Annotated in this window: 13 protein-coding genes; 6 read left to right on the top strand and 7 right to left on the bottom strand. The window is 66.3% G+C overall.

Going from position 1 to position 16616, the window contains the following annotated elements; translation table 11 throughout:
* Nucleotides 1–68: 68 nt before the first annotated feature.
* A complete protein-coding gene (locus tag CO675_RS36160; RefSeq protein WP_097676660.1) occupies nucleotides 69–932 on the bottom strand; it encodes a LysR family transcriptional regulator in 864 nt (287 codons plus the stop codon).
* A 98-nt stretch (nucleotides 933–1030) separates the two neighbouring features.
* Between CO675_RS36160 and CO675_RS36155 the strand changes: the two genes are divergently transcribed.
* A complete protein-coding gene (locus CO675_RS36155) occupies nucleotides 1031–1969 on the top strand; it encodes a DMT family transporter (RefSeq protein ID WP_097676648.1) in 939 nt (312 codons plus the stop codon).
* Between the two features lie 137 nt (nucleotides 1970–2106).
* Nucleotides 2107–3441, top strand: a complete 1335-nt coding sequence (locus tag CO675_RS36150) for an NRAMP family divalent metal transporter (RefSeq protein ID WP_097676647.1) — start codon at nucleotides 2107–2109, stop codon at nucleotides 3439–3441.
* 20 nt (nucleotides 3442–3461) lie between these two features.
* Here CO675_RS36150 and CO675_RS36145 read toward each other — a convergent pair whose 3' ends face one another.
* Nucleotides 3462–3944 carry an Lrp/AsnC family transcriptional regulator gene (locus CO675_RS36145; RefSeq protein ID WP_097676646.1) on the bottom strand — a complete coding sequence of 161 codons (483 nt, stop codon included), beginning with the start codon at nucleotides 3942–3944 and terminating at the stop codon, nucleotides 3462–3464.
* Nucleotides 3945–4091: 147 nt separating this feature from the next.
* Between CO675_RS36145 and CO675_RS36140 the strand changes: the two genes are divergently transcribed.
* Complete coding sequence (locus CO675_RS36140) at nucleotides 4092–5390, top strand: aspartate aminotransferase family protein (protein ID WP_097676645.1); 1299 nt, start codon at nucleotides 4092–4094, stop codon at nucleotides 5388–5390.
* A 1-nt stretch (nucleotide 5391) separates the two neighbouring features.
* Here CO675_RS36140 and CO675_RS36135 read toward each other — a convergent pair whose 3' ends face one another.
* The 5 genes from CO675_RS36135 to CO675_RS36115 all read right to left on the bottom strand — a co-directional run bounded on the left by CO675_RS36135 (nucleotide 5392) and on the right by CO675_RS36115 (nucleotide 12786).
* Nucleotides 5392–6174: a TIGR02186 family protein gene (locus CO675_RS36135; protein WP_502693439.1), complete on the bottom strand. Its 783-nt coding sequence runs from the start codon at nucleotides 6172–6174 to the stop codon at nucleotides 5392–5394.
* On the bottom strand, nucleotides 6171–7100 hold the full coding sequence (locus tag CO675_RS36130) for a sulfite exporter TauE/SafE family protein (protein ID WP_097676658.1): 930 nt from the start codon (nucleotides 7098–7100) through the stop codon (nucleotides 6171–6173). Before CO675_RS36130 ends, CO675_RS36135 begins: the two co-directional genes overlap by 4 nt.
* 267 nt (nucleotides 7101–7367) lie before the next feature.
* Entirely contained in the window at nucleotides 7368–8219 is an 852-nt protein-coding gene (locus CO675_RS36125; protein ID WP_097676644.1) for a COG3904 family protein, read from the bottom strand.
* Between the two features lie 124 nt (nucleotides 8220–8343).
* Nucleotides 8344–11925, bottom strand: coding sequence for a tetratricopeptide repeat protein (locus CO675_RS36120; RefSeq protein WP_097676643.1), 3582 nt, complete (start codon nucleotides 11923–11925; stop codon nucleotides 8344–8346).
* A gap of 273 nt (nucleotides 11926–12198) precedes the next feature.
* Nucleotides 12199–12786, bottom strand: a complete 588-nt coding sequence (locus CO675_RS36115; protein WP_097676642.1) for a PadR family transcriptional regulator — start codon at nucleotides 12784–12786, stop codon at nucleotides 12199–12201.
* Nucleotides 12787–12950: 164 nt separating this feature from the next.
* Between CO675_RS36115 and CO675_RS36110 the strand changes: the two genes are divergently transcribed.
* The 3 genes from CO675_RS36110 to CO675_RS36100 all read left to right on the top strand — a co-directional run bounded on the left by CO675_RS36110 (nucleotide 12951) and on the right by CO675_RS36100 (nucleotide 16609).
* A complete protein-coding gene (locus tag CO675_RS36110) occupies nucleotides 12951–13367 on the top strand; it encodes a nuclear transport factor 2 family protein (RefSeq protein WP_050406310.1) in 417 nt (138 codons plus the stop codon).
* Nucleotides 13368–13475: 108 nt separating this feature from the next.
* Entirely contained in the window at nucleotides 13476–15263 is a 1788-nt protein-coding gene (locus CO675_RS36105; protein WP_097676641.1) for an acyl-CoA dehydrogenase C-terminal domain-containing protein, read from the top strand.
* Nucleotides 15264–15400: 137 nt separating this feature from the next.
* Nucleotides 15401–16609 carry an acetyl-CoA C-acetyltransferase gene (locus tag CO675_RS36100; protein ID WP_097676640.1) on the top strand — a complete coding sequence of 403 codons (1209 nt, stop codon included), beginning with the start codon at nucleotides 15401–15403 and terminating at the stop codon, nucleotides 16607–16609.
* The last annotated feature ends 7 nt before the right edge of the window (nucleotides 16610–16616 follow it).

Genomic DNA, 16616 nt, shown 5'->3' with positions numbered 1-16616 from the left:
CTTGGCAACACTACTCCACAGCCATATGCGATTCCCCTACCCTCCAGGGGAGGATAGAAGTACGAGCGCTACGCCGCCTTCGCCTGCACGCTCTCGCAATATTCCGCCAGCCGATCCGCCAGTCGCAATGTTGCGGGGCTGGCTTCGGGAGTGGCGACAAGGGCGACTTCGGTGCGCTCGATCGGCGCAAAGCCATCCTTCGCCGTCAGCACGCGATGCTCGGCCTGGATCGACATCTCGGACAGGATGCTTAAGCCCAGGCCCGCGGCAACCGCGGCCTGGATGCCGGCGAGGCTGGAGGAGGTGTAGGCCATGTGCCAGTTGCGGCCCGCGCGCTCCAGCGCATGGATGGCATGGGCGCGATAAAGACAACCTGAACCGAAGCCGATCAGCGGCACCGAGCCGGTCGTTGTGTCGCGCGGATGGCCCTTGCTGGTGACCCAGTGCACCCGTTCCGGCCACACCGCGATGCCGCCCTTTTCGCTGGCGGCGCGCTTGATCAGTGCGAGGTCGAGATCGCCGCGCTCCAGGTCGCGGTACAGGAACAGACTCTGGCCCGAGCGCACGTCGAGCCGCAGGGTCGGATGGCTGCGCGCGAAAGTCGCAAGCAATCTCGTCAGCCGGTAGGCGGCAAAATCCTCGGTGATGCCGATCCGGATCGCGCCTTCGCTGCCGGGGCGCGAGAGCACATCGCGGGCTTCTTCCGCGAGCGACAGCAGCCGCCGCGCATAGGTCAGCAGCCGCTCGCCGGCTTCCGTCGGGGTGACGTCCTTGCCGCTGCGGATCAGGAGTGGCTGGCCGACATCCTCCTCCAGACGCTTGATCTGCTGGCTCACCGTCGATTGCGTGCGGTGGACGCGCTCTCCGGCGCGGGTGAAGCCGCCGGCATCGACCACCGAGACGAAACTGCGCAGGAGCTCCAGGTCGAGCATCGCAGCCTCCATTCATAAATCCACTGGAATCCAGTCTATCATTTAATTTCCAAATGACAAGGCGCGGGCCTAGATCATCGGGCGAAGGAGAAATTGCCATGTCCTCTGCAAGCTCGCCCGCCGCAACCTCAATGTCCGTCCCCCGCACCCGCTTCAACACCCTGCCGCTGCTGATCGCCCTGTTCTGCCTGCTGTGGAGCTACGCGTTCGTCGCCGGCAAGATCGGCGTCACCGATTGCCCGCCGCTGATCCTGCTCGCCGCGCGATTCTCGCTTGCAGGCGTCCTGATCCTCGGCATCTCCTTGCTGCGCCGGGATCAATGGGACCTCAGCTGGCGCGATGCGGCGGTGTTCGCCGTGCTCGGCGTCGCCAACAACGCGCTCTATCTTGGCCTCGGCTATACCGGCCTGAAGACGGTCTCAGCCGGGCTCGGCGCGCTGATCGTCTCGGCCAATCCGGTGTTCACCGCGATGCTGGCCGCGATGTTCCTCGGCGAGACCATGACCTTGCGCAAGGTGGTTGGTCTCGTGCTCGGCATCGTCGGCGTCGCCTTCATCGTCTGGCATCGGTTGAAGGTCGGCACCGATAGTCCGCACGGCATCCTCTTCACGTTGGCTTCGCTCGCCTCGATCGTCGCCGGCACCGTCCTGTTCAAGCTGCTGGCGCCGAAGGGCAGCCTGTGGATCGGCAACGGCATCCAGAACATCGCCGGTGGCCTTGCGGTGATGCCGTTCGCTTTCACGCTCTCCAGCGTCGGCGATATCGTACCGAGCATGCGGCTTGCCGGCGCCTTCGCCTTCCTCGTGCTCGGCGGTTCGATCCTCGCCTATCTGCTCTGGTTTCATCTCCTGAAGGTGTGTGGCGCGACCGCTGCAAGCGCCTATCACTTCCTGATGCCGCCGCTCGGCATGCTGTTCGCCTATCTCGTGCTCGGCGAGCATGTCGAATTTCGCGATCTGCTCGGGATCATTCCGGTCGCGCTCGGCATTTACCTGGTGACCCGCCCCACAGCGCCGGCCAAGGCGAGCGCGGCATGAGCGTGCATCGCTGACGGCAGCCGTGAGGCCGCCGTCAGCGGATTGACCGCCCGCGTCGCGACCGTGAGCGCGCCGCGGGTTTCATCTTTGGAACCCTGCCGGTGTCCGCGCCGTTGTAGCGATGGTCGGACCAGGACATGACACGGCAGAGGAAGATCTCGCGAGAACAGGACAAGTCCCGCAGCCTGTCGGCCGACAAGCCGCGGCGCGAGCCGTTCAGCTTCAACCGCGTTGTGAAGTCGCTCGGCCCCGGCCTGATCACCGGGGCCTCCGACGACGATCCGTCTGGTATCGGCACCTACAGCCAGGCCGGCGCGCAACTCGGCTACGGCATCGGCTGGACCATGTTGCTGACTTTCCCGCTGATGACCGCGATCCAGGAGATTTCGGCGCGGGTCGGGCGTGTCACCGGGCACGGCATCGCCGGCAACGTCTGCAAGCATTATCCGGGCTGGCTGCTGATCATCGCGGTGACGCTGCTGTTCATCGCCAACACCGTCAACATCGCCGCCGATCTCTCGGCCATGGCGGACGCCACCAGGCTCCTGATCGGAGGTCCGGCCATTCTCTATGTCCTGCTGTTCGGCGTGACCTCGGTCGCGGCGCAGATCTTCATGAACTACCGCCGCTATGTCGCCGTCCTGAAATGGCTGACGCTCAGCCTGTTCGCCTATGTCGCGGCGCTCGCCTTTGCCAAAGTATCGTGGACAGAGGCGCTGGCCGGCGTGCTTATCCCGCGCCTGACCTGGAGCTCCGATTATTTCACCACCATCGTGGCGATCTTCGGCACGACCATCTCGCCCTATCTGTTCTTCTGGCAAGCCTCGCAGGAGGCGGAGGAGCAGCGGGTCGATGTCACCAAGCATCCGTTGATCGAGAAGCACTACGGCGCACGCAAAGAGTTTTCCCGCATCCGTGCCGACACCATCACCGGCATGGCGTTTTCCAACCTGATCGCGCTGTCGATCATCGTCACCGCAGCCGCATCGCTGCACGCCGCGGGCAAGACCGATATCCAGACCTCGGCGCAGGCCGCCGAGGCGCTGCGCCCGATCGCCGGGCCGTTTGCCGAGGTGATCTTCGCGCTCGGCATCGTCGGCACGGGCCTCTTGGCGATCCCGGTGCTCGCAGGCGCGACGGCGTATGCGGTCGGCGAAGGCCGGCGATGGCCGGTTGGACTGGCGCGCAAGCCGAAGGAGGCGATGGCGTTCTATTCGGTTCTGGCGCTGTCGGGCGCCATCGGCATCGCGCTCAACTTCACCCCGATCGATCCGATCTCGGCGCTGTACTGGAGCGCCGTCGTCAACGGCGTGCTCGCGGTGCCGGTGATGGTGCTGCTGATGGTCATGGCCCGTCACAAGGAAGTCATGGGACGCTTCGTGATCGGCGGGTGGCTCTACTGGCTCGGCTGGCTATCGACCGGCGCGATGGCGCTCAGCGTGATCGCGATGGGGGTTGGGATGCTTGTATGATCCTTGTTTGATCCTTGCGATCAGAACAGCGAGCTATCGATCTTCGTCGTCGACTTGACCTTGCGCAGGATGATGGTCGTGCGGTAGCTCGCGATATCGGTGTCCGGATGCATCAGGCGGTCGAGGATGAACGATTGATAGCTTGCAAGATCTGAGGACACGACCCGCAGCGCGTAGTCCCAGTCGCCGGCGATCATGCAGCACTCGACGACCTCCGGAAGGCCGATCACCTTCTTCTCGAAGCGCCCGAAGGATTCCCTGTTTTGCTGCTTGAGACGGAGTTCGACGATCACGTCGAACCCGAGACCAATTCGTGCAGCGTCCACCAGCGCCACATAGGAATTGATGACGCCGGTCTCCTCCAGGGTCCGGACCCGTCGCATGCAGGGGGCAGACGAGAGGCCGATCCGTTCCGCCAGCTCGAGATTTGTGATGCGCCCCTCGACCTGCAGCACGTCGAGGATCTTGCGGTCCATCTCGTCGATCACGATCGCGGTTCCCATTTCTTTCGTGTTTTCCGTCTTTTGCGCAATTGATCGCAGAAGATGGAATCAAATGCATCTCAAATCGCAATGTCCTTGCTGTGTCGCGCGCATAAGATGTGCTGCGAAGGTCTCTCATCGGGGCGGCGGAGCAGCAAGGGAACGGGCATGGGCGGAAATGACGACAAATCCTTTTGGGATCGCGCGCGGCGTCACCTCATCCGCTATGGCGGGACGTTCGCGCCTGTGATCATCGAGCGCGTCTCCGGGTCCTTCGTCTATGACGCCGACGGCCGTGCCATCCTGGATTTCACGTCCGGGCAGATGAGCGCGGTGCTTGGCCACGGCCACCCGGAGATCGTCAAGACCATCGGTGAGCATGCCGAACGGCTCGATCACCTGTTCAGCGGCATGCTGACGCGCCCGGTCGTCGCGCTCGCCGAACAGCTCGCGGGCCTGCTGCCGCCGGGGCTCGATCGCGTCATGCTGCTGAGCACGGGGGCTGAGTCGAACGAGGCGGCCATCAAGATGGCCAAGCTCGCCACCGGCGGCTTCGAGACCGTTGCGTTCGCGCAGTCCTGGCATGGCATGACATCGGGCGCGGCCGGGGCGACCTATTCGGCCGGCCGCAAGGGCTATGGTCCGGCGCCTGTTGGCTCGCTCGCGATCCCGACGCCCAATCTCTATCGTCCCCGCTTCGGCAACACGTCGGATTGGCGGGCCGAGCTGGCCTACGCCTTCGATCTCGTCGACCGCCAATCGACCGGCGCGCTCGCCTGCATGATCGCCGAGCCGATCCTGAGCTCCGGCGGGTTGATCGATCTGCCGGAGGGCTATCTCGCAGCGCTGAAGGAGCTGTGCCGCGCGCGCGGCATGCTGCTGATCGTCGACGAGGCTCAGACCGGCCTCGGGCGAACCGGCGCGATGTTCGCCTTCGAGCGCGATGATGTCGTGCCTGATATCCTGACCCTGTCGAAGACGCTCGGGGCCGGCCTGCCTTTGGCCGCGGTCATCACCTCGGCCGAGATCGAGGAGCGCTGTTACGAACGCGGCTTCCTGTTCTACACGACACATGTGTCGGACCCGATGCCGGCCGCGGTCGGGCTGAAGGTCATCGAGATCATCCTGCGCGACCGACTGGTCGAGCGCGCCGGGATCGCGGGCGCGCGGCTGAGGGACGGGCTGCTCGCGCTGCAGAACCGGTTCGAATGTATCGGCGACGTCCGCGGCAGGGGGCTGATGCAAGGCATCGAGATCGTGCGCGACCGCTTCAGCAAGGAGCCTGACGAAGCGCTGGGCACACGTGTGTCGCAGCGCTGCCTGGAGCTCGGACTGAGCACCAACATCGTGCAGTTGCCGGGCATGGGCAGCGTCCTCCGTATCGCTCCGCCGCTGACGATCAGCGATGAGGAGATCGATCTTGGTCTCTCGATCCTGAGCGATGCGTTCGCGAGCGCGGCTGGCTAGATCAATCCTTGCGGAACACGATCGAGGCCATCCAGCCGGTCATCAGCGCCATGAACGCGGTGACGAGGCCGTAGACCAGGCCGTTCTGCCGCGCGGTGGTGGCGACGAACTGCTCGAAGCCGACCTTGACGATCTCGAAGGCGGTCTCGGTCTTGGTCACCAGCGCGCCGTCGGAGAACAGCTTGATCTCGACATTGTAGGTGCCAATCGGCACCTCCGCCGGCAGCGGAATGCCGGTCCGGAACAGAGTCGGCGTCAGGAACGTCACCGCGGAGGTCGCCTCGCGGTACAGTCCGTGTTCGGAGCGCAGCCGGACGAAAGCGCTGCGGAACGGATCGTTCGGCACCACGTCGGCAAAGTCGGGTCCGACCCGCTGCATCAGCAGCACGTTGTTGAGCCCGAGCTGCTGCCGCCGCTGCACCTCCGGCGAGGCGATCTGGTCGAACGGGCGATTGGAGAACAGCGCGAGATAGCCCGGCACCTGCAGGAACTGCCGCGAGTCGGTGTTGATCCAGATCCCGAATTTGCGCTCCTTGCGCCGCGTCACCATGTCGGCGCGCGGGCCGGACACGGTGACGACGAGGTCGTAATTGTTGCGATTGGGTGGTGTCTTGTCGTCCTTCTCGACCGAGCCGAACAGCACGAGCTCGCCGCCGGAATAGTTCGGCGTCACCGTGACGCGGTGGTTGGAGACCGACACGATCAGCCGCTCCGCCCGCGCCGGGACCGTCGCCAGGCTGGCGGCGACGAGGCCCATGATCGCAAGCGGCGTACGCCACCTCATGGTGGGGCTCCGCCGGTTTCGCGGATGCTGAACAGGTCCTGCGGCCGGATCACCAGCTCGACGGCAAAGCGGATGCCGACCGCGAGCACGAGCAGGCCGAGCAACAGGCGCAGGTGCTCGCCGCGGATCTTCTGGCCGGCGCGGGCGCCGAACTGCGCGCCGGTGACGCCGCCGATCATCAGGATCAGCGCCAGCACGGCGTCGACCAGATGGTTGGTCACCGCGTGCAGCATGGTGGCGAACACCATGGTGACGAGGGTCAGCACCATCGAGGTGCCGATCACGGTCGAGGTCGGCACCCGCAGCACATAGATCATCAGCGGCACCAGGATGAAGCCGCCCCCGATGCCCATCACGGCGCCGATGAAGCCGATCACCAGCCCGACCACGACCACCGGGATGACCGAGAGATAGATCTTGGAGCGCTTGAAGCGCAGCTTCAGCGGCAGGCCGTGGATCCAGCCATGGCTGCCGGGCTTGCGCAGCGTGACCGGGCCGCCGCGCCGGGAGCGCAGCATCGCGCGCAGGCCTTCCCAGAACATCAGCCCGCCGACCGTGGTCAGCAGGATGACGTAGGACAGCGCGATCATCAGGTCGAGCTGGCCGAGCGAGCGCAGGAAGGTGAAGGTCCACACCCCGAGCGCGGTGCCGAGTGTGCCGCCGACCAGCAGCACCGCCGCCAGCAGCGGGTCGATCGCCCGCCGGCGCCAATAGGAGATCGCGCCGGAGAACGAGGAGGCCGCGATGTGGCTCGCGACCGAGGCGACCGCGACCGCGGGCGCGATGCCGACGAAGATCAAGAGCGGCGTCATCAGGAAGCCGCCGCCGATCCCGAACATGCCGGAGACGAATCCAACCGCCGCGCCCATCGCCAGGATGAGGAAGACATTGACCGGAATGTCGGCGATCGGGAGGTAGAGCTGCACGCGCGTCGCTTCTTGTCGGTTCGCCACATGCTGGGGCGCAAGGCCGCATCACGGCGTGATGTCGTTCTGGTCGGGCATTCTCCGGCTGAACGAATCCGGTCGGCGCGCAAGAAGCAGGCGAACGCGGGTCGATTGCCGCGTTCTTGCATAACCGAAATCGGCGAGGGGAGGGACTAAAGATTCCGTCCCGGGTGGCATTTTTCGCCGCACGTGGCCGCTCGGCTGTGCACGTGGTTGATAATTCAGATTAATGACGCCGCTGTCGGCTCAGGGCCGATCGACCGGCTTGGTGATCAGGTTCAGCGCAAGCGCTTCCTTCGGGCTCAGCCAGCGGATATCCGAGGTCTGCGACATCGCCTCCACGATCCCGGAGGAGACGCCCATCTTGGTCATGTAGCCGAGCACCATGCCCTGGATGCGTTGCGCCTCGGCGAGCGGATCGCTGACCGGTGCGCTGGTCGTGAAGCGATGCACGCCGAGCCGCGAGCCCGCGATGCCATAGCGAGTCTGGCCGCCGGCATAGACCAGCACGCAGGCGCTGGCGCAGGCCGCGGGGCGGAGCTTGCCGGATGGATCTGACGTGGCGACGGCGGTGACGAGCCCATGTGTGCGGATGACCTCGCCCATGATCGCGGCCTGGTTCAGCGCACCGCCCTGCGACGACAGCAGCACGGCATCGCCAGGTGCGAGACGCGCCTCGCTGAGCCGGTCGCGGAACCAGCTCGCGCTGGCCGAGCCGATCTTGCCGCTGATCGCAAGCGCACGCCGGCCGCGGCCCGACCCGTCGATGTCGACATCGGGAATCACCGCCGAATTCATGCTCGCCGCGATGTAGGTCTCGCGCCAGAAGTCCCAGGCGCCTGGCTTCGACAGGTCGCGATAGGCCTGAATGGCGACGCTGGACGACAACAGCACGAAAATGATGACGGACCAGAGCGAGAACCGGAAGGTGCGGGGCGGTGACGCCGCATTCCCTTGTCCTTGCGGGGGCGGAGGGGAAGGCGCAGCCTTGGGAGGCGCGGCAAACGGCGACGGCGTCTGGCGCGGCGGCGCGACGCGGGGGCCGGTCGGCGACGAACGATGGCCCGTTCCATCATCCTGACGATCGTCGACAGACAAGCCTGCCCTCCGGAACGCGTGCGCCATTGGCGCGGGGTTTTCGCTTGTCTACACGGCGGAAGGGCGGAGGGATAGGACAACGGCGCCGTCAACGCGCCGCAGCTGTTTTCAAATAAGTGAGATATCAGTGTGCGGCCAGCGCCGCGGTTCGCTTCGACGGGGGCTTGACCGACTTCGCTGCGGCGGGCTGCACAGGGGCGCCGTCCCAGCCGCCAGCCGGGGCCGGCACGTTGACTGCATCGCTCGGCTGCGGCTCCGGGGTGAAGGTCTGGATCGCAAGCTTCGCTGCAGCCAGCGACTGCGGATCGAGCCGCTTGGCGATATCGTCGCGCTTGTGGCCGGCGTCGGCGTCGCCCTGCGCAGCCGCGAGGCTGAACCATTTGAAGGACTCGGCGAGGTTCTGTTCGACCCCGATACCGCGGGCGTACAGGATACCGAGGTTGACCTGGCTGTCGGCGACGCCGCGATCGGCGGCCTTGCGGAACCACTGCGCGGCGCTCTTGTAATCGGCGCCCTTGCCGCCGCCATCGGCGTCGAGCACGGCGAGGTTATGCATCGCCTTCGCGTTGCCGCGCTCCGCGGCCTGCACGTAGTAGCGCCGTGCGACATCGAAGTCGCGCTTCACGCTGAGGCCCTTCTCGTAGAAGGTGCCGAGCCGGAACATCGCGGGCACCACGCCGGCCTGTGCCGCACGGCCATACCATTTGGCGGCCTCGTCGACATTGGCGGGCACGCCCTTGCCCTCGGCAAAGCGGACGCCGACCTCATAGGCCGCGGCCGCATCGCCCTTGATCGCAGCCGTGCGCAGCGCCGGACCTCCGATCGCGTCGGGCAGCTTCTCGCCTGCCGGAATTTGGACCATGGCGAGCTTGCCGCCGAGCGGCGGCGCGGTCGGAATCGTGCCGGTGATATCGCTGGCGGCGGCGACGGGTGCTGCGGCCGGCTCCGGCGCCGCGGCGGGTGCGGGCGCCTGAGGGATCGTCACCTGCGCGCTGTCGAGCGTATTCGGCGCCGCCGTGTTGTTGGATTGGCGGCCGAGCGGGGTCGGCGAGGTCATCGACGGCCCAGGCACTGACGGCCCGGGTGCACTGGACGGCGCAGGAGCAACAGAATTCTCGGCGGGCGGCTGCACGGGCGGCGCGGCCGGCTGGCTGTGCTCGATCGCCGGCGCCTGCGGCGCGGAGCTGGTGTCGAGCAGATTCATCGCCATCTTGGCGGTCGAGAGCAGGATCACGACCACGCTCGCGCCGACCAGCAGCGAGCGGATCTTGGAGGTGATGGTCGAAGGCTGGGCCTCCGGCGCGCCAGTCGCCGGCGCGCCAGTCGCCGGCGCGCCAGTCGCCGGCGCACCAGCCTTGCCGGCGGCGGCCTTCGCGGCCTTGTCGGCCTTCTCCTTGGCCTTGGCTGCGGCCTTGCTTGCTGCCCGCGCCGCCTTGTCGTTGACGGGTTGCGCGGCGGCGGCCTGCGCAGCACGGCGCGCGGCGGCGATGAAGCTCGAGGTCGAGACCGGCTCCTTCTTGCCAGCGGGAAGATCGCTGATCGCACGCTCGGAATCCGCGATCCGCTCCGACGGCGACGACGCGCGGCCCGACGGGCGGGTACCCGGCTCGAGCGGATGATCCGGCGGCAGTTCCGGTGCGATCGCAGCGCGCGCGGAGGCGGCATGCGGCTCCAGGATCTCGCTGATCGCGCGCGGCGGCAGCGGCGGCGGCGCGGTCTCGACCGGCTGCGCGGCATGGAATTCGCGCGGCGCGGACATGAAGTGCTCCTGCGCCAGCGCAGGATTGGGCAATTCGGGCCGGTACGATTCAGGCCTGTAGGATTCAGGTTGGGGCTGCGCGATCGGCTGCGGCATCGCCGCGCGCGGCATCTCCATCCGCGGCGCTTCCATCCGCGGTTCGGCCGGTGTCGGGGCCGGCGGCGGCGCGGTGCGCACCGTGCGCAGATCGTTCTCGATCATCGCCAGCCGATCGACGACATGGCCGAGCGTGTTGTGAACGGTCTCCAGCGAATCCTGGGTACGGCGATCGGTCTCCGACTGGCTGAAGCGGATGTCGGACAGTTCGCGCTTGACCAGGTCGACGATGCCGCTGTCCATCATCGGCTGCGGCGAGGCCGTATTGACGGTGTTGCGGGTGGCGTCGGCGAGCGAGGCGATATGGGCGTGCTGCGCCTCGAGGTGCCGCATGATGTCATGCAGCCCTTCCTCGACCCGGCCGAGATTGCCGGAGCGCTGGTCCGCGGACTCCAGGCGTTCGAGCAGGTAGGAGACACGCTGTTCGAGATGGGTGAACGCCGACGAGCTGTCATTGCCGACCTGCAGGCGGTCGATCCGCTCCGACAGCGAGCGCAGCGCGCCCTCGATGGCGTCGGTGTTGTCATAGCCGCTCGGCCGCTCGCGGGTCTCCAGCGTCGAGGCCAATGCGGCAATGCGCTGCTCGATCCCGGCGAAAGCGTCGCCGTAGGATTCACCGCGCGACATCTGCGACAGCTGGTCGACCTTCGCGGCCAGCGCATGCACGTCCCCGGAGAGCTGCAGCAGCGCGTCGTTGGAGGCGACATTGGAGACGATGGCGCGCAGCGCGGCGATCGCGCTCTCGAGCTGATGCACCGTCGACGGATCGTCGTTGGCGCGCAGGATCATGTCGAGCTTGCCGCCGAGGTTGCGGATCGCCTCGTCATAGCCGGTGAGCTGCTCGGCGGGCGTCAGCGTGCGCAGTGCCTCGCGGATTTCCGACAGCGCGCGTTCGATGCCGGTGATCACGTGGGATTGGTCGCGGCCGTTGCTGCTGTCCTGGCGGATCTCGTCGATCCGGTGATGCAGCGAGCGGATCTCGTTCTCGATCGATTCGATCGCACGCCGCGGCATCGCCTCGGTGATGGCCTGGCGGATCTCCGCCAGCTCGCCGCGGAACGAGGCGATCGACTGCTCGACATGGTCGGGCCGCTGCAGCGCCTCGATCTGGCTCGTGATCTTGAGCAAATGCCGCTCGAGCGAGGAGAAGTCGGGCCCGGCCGGTGCCGCGGGCGGCGGCGCGTAGGCGGCCATCGGCGGCGCCGATTGCGGCATCGCAGGCGCGCTGCGCGGCGGCATCTGCCGTGACGGGGGGGCGTCGAGCTCGTTCTGGCGCGCGGCGATCTCCGCGATCGCGGAATCGAACGACGCCGGGCTCAGTGGCGGCGAGGGGCGGTAGACCTGGGCTGCGGCGCGCTCGACCGCTTCCGCCTGGCGCAGCCTCTCTTCCAGTTGCCGGTCTTGCAGTTGCCGGTCCTGCATCTGCGGCTCCCGCTGCATCTGCGCTTCACGCATCGGCTGGGGCTGCGGCTCCCGCGCCGGCTGCGGTCGCGAAATTTGCGACAGCCGCGCATCGAGGCGCGAAATCGCGTCGTTCAGCTGCCGTGCGACGGCGGGCTGGCCGCGCGGTACTTCGGCGCGCACGGCTTCGGCGCGCGACAACGGTTTTGCAATCTGTTCGATCTGGCGGGTGATCGCATCGAGCCGCTGATGGATGTCGGCGACCTCGCGGCTTTCCCGGCTCGGCATCGGCTGCCGTTGCTCCATGCGCCAATCCGGCGGGCTCGGTTCGCCGACGGTGGAGTTCAGCCAGTCGTTCAGCGACATGCCGGCGCGGCGCGCAGCCGCTTCGGCCCTGTCGCGGACGGAGGGATCGATGCCGTCAACACTCCACGATACGCGCGAATTCATGATTCCGTCCGGTCCCGACTCCGGCGCTACACCCTGCGCCCGCAGCCTCCCCGCGCATTCCCGTTAAGAGACAATCGAATTCTGCGCTGGTCGTCTGCTTCAGCTGCTGACTTTTTCCCGTCACGGTAAATAACGGGTTAAGGAATGCAGCCGGCGGGCCTTAAAGTTAGGGAATCCGGGAACCTGTTGCGCCGGATCAGGACATGCCTATCGCTTTCCGGCAAAGCGGATTCCGCGGCGCGTGACGGCACGCGCAAAGCACGAGATTTGTTTCTAGCCGTTGCCTTCGCGCTTGCCGTCGTCGAGCGGCAGCACATTGCTGCGGCCGGACATCGCCGACAGCGCGTCGAGCGCCTCCTCGCACCACTCCACCACCATGTGCTCGTGGCGCATCCCGAGGCGCAGACTGAGCATCTTGCCGACATCGGCCGGCGGCGCCGTGCCGTCGGGGAAGCGCTTGTTGAGCAGGCGCTCGTAGCGCTCATAGCGGTCGCGGTGATGCTCCAGCCGCGCCATCAGGTCGGTGCGCAGCGGCTCGATGTCGACGCAGTCGAGCGCGTAGAGCCGGACGAGAAGATCGTCCTTGATCGAGGGCGGAACGCTCGGCCGCGCCGCCCAGTGCTTCAGCGCCGCGCGGCCCTCGGCCGTCAGGGTGTAGACCAACTTGTTCGGCTTGCCGGATTGCACCACCTCCCGACCCTGGACGTGGCCCTTGTCGCGCAGCCGGGAGAGCTCGCGATAGATCTGCTGATGGTCGGCCTTCCAGAAGAAGCCGATCGAGGCGTCGAACGTCTTGGCGAGCTCATAGCCCGTCATCGGACGTTCCGTCAGGCAGGCGAGGATTGCGTCACCGAGTGCCAACGCCCACCTCCATCTCAGTTCCCAGGAAGGCCATTCTGAAGCTCGCTTGACTTTATGCGTTACTGTGCATATGCGTCAATATGCATATGGTGATCGGCGTGCCGCCTTGTCGCGCGCGGCCGATGTTCAGGCTTCTTAAACCCCCTGCCGCAGGAGACGTCCGAATGAGCAAGCCGGGCCTCGACAAGTGGTACGCCTACATGAAGTCCCACGACACCGCCGCTCTGTGGGATCTGCTGCATCCCGACGCGGTGTTCGAAAGCCCGGTCGTGCACACGCCGCAGCGCGGCCGCGACATCACCTTCAAATATCTGACCAGCGCCGCCAAGGTGCTCGGCGGGCCGACCTTCAAATATCTCGGCGAGTGGCAGAGCGACACCGGCGCAGTGCTCGAGTTCGAGAACGAGATCGACGGCATCAAGCTCAACGGCGTCGACATCATCACGTTCGATGGTGACGGCCGGATCACGCATTTCAAGGTGATGGTGCGCCCGCTCAAGGCGATCAACCTGCTGCATCGGATGATGGGCGAGGAGTTGATGAAGCAGAGCGGCGCAACGTCGCAATCACAGTCTCGCTAGGACCTGCCGCGGACCTCCGGAACCGGATAAGGTCCGTTCCAACAAACCCAACGACAAGCTGCGCAGCATCGGTCGCGCGTGCGACCGCGAGCCAGCCGGGAGATCAGCATGCCGACCTACAGAGCCCCCGTCGAAGACGTCAGCTTCCTCTTGAACGACGTCTTCCAGATCGATCGTTACGGCAATCTTCCCGGCTTCACCGATGCGTCGGCCGATGTCCGCGAGGCGATCCTCGGCGAAGCCGCCAAGCTCAGCGAAGAGGTGCTGCAGCCGCTCAATCGCACCGGCGATCTCGAGGGCTGCAAGCGCAATGACGACGGCAGCGTCACCACCCCGAAGGGCTTCAAGGACGCCTTCAAGCAGGTCGCCGAAGGCGGCTGGCTCGGCCTGTCGGCGCCGACCGAATTTGGCGGCCAGGGCCTGCCGGTGACGCTCTCCCAGGCGGTCAACGAATTCCAGATCTCCGCCAACATGGCGTTCTCGATGTATGGCGGGTTGACCATGGGCGCGACCGCGGCGCTGCTGGTGCACGGCACCCCCGAGCAGAAGAAGACCTATGTGCCGAAGATGATCGCCGGCGAGTGGACCGGCACCATGAACCTGACCGAGCCGCAGTGCGGCACCGATCTCGGCCTGCTGCGCACCAAGGCGGTGCGCCAGGCCGACGGCAGCTTCAATATCACGGGCACCAAGATATTCATCTCCGCCGGCGAGCACGATCTTGCCGACAACATCATCCATCTGGTGCTGGCGCGCATCGAAGGCGCACCGGCCGGCATCAAGGGTGTCTCGCTGTTCGTCGTGCCGAAGGTGCTGGTCAATGCCGACGGCTCGCTCGGCCAGCGCAACGGCGTCACCTGCGGCTCGATCGAGCACAAGATGGGCATCCACGGCAATTCCACCTGTGTGATGAACTACGACAACGCCACCGGTTGGCTGATCGGCGAAGAGAACAAGGGCATGCAGGGCATGTTCGTGATGATGAACGAAGCCCGCCTCGGCGTCGCCGTGCAGGGCCTCGCGCAATCCGAGGTCGCCTATCAGAACGCGGTCGCCTATGCGCGCGAGCGCCTGCAGGGCCGCTCGCTGACCGGCGCCAAGGCCGCTGACAAGCCGGCCGATCCGATCATCGTGCATCCCGACGTACGCCGGACGTTGCTCACCATCCGCGCCTTCAACGAGGCGGCGCGCGCCATGGTGGTGTGGACCGCGCTGAAGAGCGACGTCGCGCACCGCTCCAACGACCCGAAGGATCGCCAGGCCGCCGACGATCACATGGGCCTGATGACGCCGGTGCTGAAGGGCGTTCTGACCGACACCGGCTTCGCCAACACGGTCTCGGCGCAGCAGATGTTCGGCGGCCACGGCTATATCGCAGAGCACGGCATGGAGCAGTTCGTGCGCGATGCCCGCATCGCGATGATCTACGAGGGCGCCAACGGCATCCAGGCGCTCGACCTGGTCGGCCGCAAGCTGCCGCGCGATGGCGGCCGCGCCGCGATGGCGTTCTTCGGCGAGGTCACCGCCTTCGCCAAGGAGCATGGCAGCGACGAGGCGATGAAGCCGTTCATCACCCCGCTCTCCACCGCGCTCGGCCATTTGCAGCAGGCCACCGGCTGGCTGATGCAGAACGCGCTGACCAAACCCGACAATGCCGGCGCCGCCGCGACCGATTTCATGAAATTGTTCGGCCTCGTCGCGCTCGGCTACATGTGGGCCAAGATGGCCAAGGTGGCGCAGGACAAGGCCGCCGCCGGCGCCACGCCCTATCTCAACACCAAGCTCGTGACCGGCCGCTTCTTCATGGAGAGGCTGCTGCCTGAGACCGCCGTGCATCTGGCCCGGATCCAGAGCGGCAGCGCCACCACGATGGAATTGGCCGCGGAAGCGTTCTGAAGCGTTTTCCAGCGAAGTGGATACCGGTTCGCGTGAAGACAACGCGTCAAACGAGAAAGCCTTGAAAATTGCTGCCGCACCCGTGCGGCGGCGCTTCCTTCCGTATATATTATGATCCTCATATCAAGGAGGGCGTCATGCCTGAGGCATACATCTACGATCACGTTCGTACCCCGCGCGGCCGCGGCAAGGCCGATGGCGCACTCCACGAGGTCACCGCGCTGGCGCTCGCCACAGTGCCGCTGAAGTCGCTCAAGGAGCGCAACAATCTGCCCGAGAACTCCGTCGACGACGTCGTGCTCGGCGTGGTCGATCCGGTCGGCGAGGCCGGCTCCGACATCGCCCGCTTCGCCGCGCTGAAGGCCGGTCTCGGCGAGAAGGTGCCGGGCGTGCAGATCAGCCGCTTCTGTGCCTCCGGTCTCGATGCCGTGAACTTCGCCGCGGCCCAGATCATGAGCGGCCAGCATGAGCTCGTGATCGGCGGCGGCGCGGAATCGATGAGCCGCGTCGGCATCGGCGCCTCCGGCGGCGCCTGGCCGATGGATCCCTCGATGGCGGTGCCGGCCTATTTCATGCCGCAGGGCATCTCGGCCGACCTGATCGCGACCAAATACGGTTTTTCGCGCGATGACGTCGATGCCTATGCGGTGCAGAGCCAACAGCGCGCGGCTAAGTCGTGGGACGAGGGCCGTTTCAACAAGTCGGTAGTGCCGGTAAAGGACATCAACGGCCTGACCATCCTCGCCAAGGACGAGCATATGCGCCCAACCACGACGATGCAGTCGCTGGCGCAGCTGCAGCCGTCCTTCGCGGCGATGGCGGCGATGGCCGGCTTCGATGCGGTGGCGATCCAGTCGCATCCCGAGGTCGAGAAGGTCAACTACGTGCATCACGCCGGCAACTCCTCCGGCATCGTCGACGGCGCCGGCGCGGTGCTGCTCGGCAGCAAGGAGGCGGGGGCGAAACACGGGTTGAAGCCGCGGGCAAAAATCCGCGCGTTCGCCAATATCGGCTCGGAGCCCGCGATGATGCTGACCGGCCCGGTCGACGTCACCGAAAAATTGTTCGAGCGTTCCGGCATGAAGAAGTCGGACATCGACCTGTTCGAGCTCAACGAGGCTTTCGCCTCGGTGGTGCTGCGCTACATCCAGGCGTTCGACATCGACAACGCCAAGATCAACGTCAATGGCGGCGCGATCGCGCTCGGCCATCCACTCGGGGCGACGGGGGCGATGATCCTCGGCACCGTGCTCGACGAGCTCGAGCGCACCAACAAGGAAACGGCGCTGGTGACGCTGTGCATCGGCGGCGGCATGGGCACCGCCACCATCATCGAGCGCGTCTGAGGCGAGG

It is taken from the genome of Bradyrhizobium sp. C9, assembly GCF_002532045.1.
GTDB lineage: Bacteria > Pseudomonadota > Alphaproteobacteria > Rhizobiales > Xanthobacteraceae > Bradyrhizobium.
This window is presented reverse-complemented; position numbering and strand designations above follow the sequence as displayed.

Bases quoted from the DNA above. Each gene is read 5' to 3' on its own strand.
- CO675_RS36160 (WP_097676660.1), bottom strand. From the start codon at position 932: ATGCTCGACCTGGAGCTCCTGCGCAGTTTCGTCTCGGTGGTCGATGCC.
- CO675_RS36155 (WP_097676648.1), top strand. From the start codon at position 1,031: ATGTCCTCTGCAAGCTCGCCCGCCGCAACCTCAATGTCCGTCCCCCGC.
- CO675_RS36150 (WP_097676647.1), top strand. From the start codon at position 2,107: ATGACACGGCAGAGGAAGATCTCGCGAGAACAGGACAAGTCCCGCAGC.
- CO675_RS36145 (WP_097676646.1), bottom strand. From the start codon at position 3,944: ATGGGAACCGCGATCGTGATCGACGAGATGGACCGCAAGATCCTCGAC.
- CO675_RS36140 (WP_097676645.1), top strand. From the start codon at position 4,092: ATGGGCGGAAATGACGACAAATCCTTTTGGGATCGCGCGCGGCGTCAC.
- CO675_RS36135 (WP_502693439.1), bottom strand. From the start codon at position 6,174: ATGAGGTGGCGTACGCCGCTTGCGATCATGGGCCTCGTCGCCGCCAGC.
- CO675_RS36120 (WP_097676643.1), bottom strand. From the start codon at position 11,925: ATGAATTCGCGCGTATCGTGGAGTGTTGACGGCATCGATCCCTCCGTC.
- CO675_RS36110 (WP_050406310.1), top strand. From the start codon at position 12,951: ATGAGCAAGCCGGGCCTCGACAAGTGGTACGCCTACATGAAGTCCCAC.
- CO675_RS36105 (WP_097676641.1), top strand. From the start codon at position 13,476: ATGCCGACCTACAGAGCCCCCGTCGAAGACGTCAGCTTCCTCTTGAAC.
- CO675_RS36100 (WP_097676640.1), top strand. From the start codon at position 15,401: ATGCCTGAGGCATACATCTACGATCACGTTCGTACCCCGCGCGGCCGC.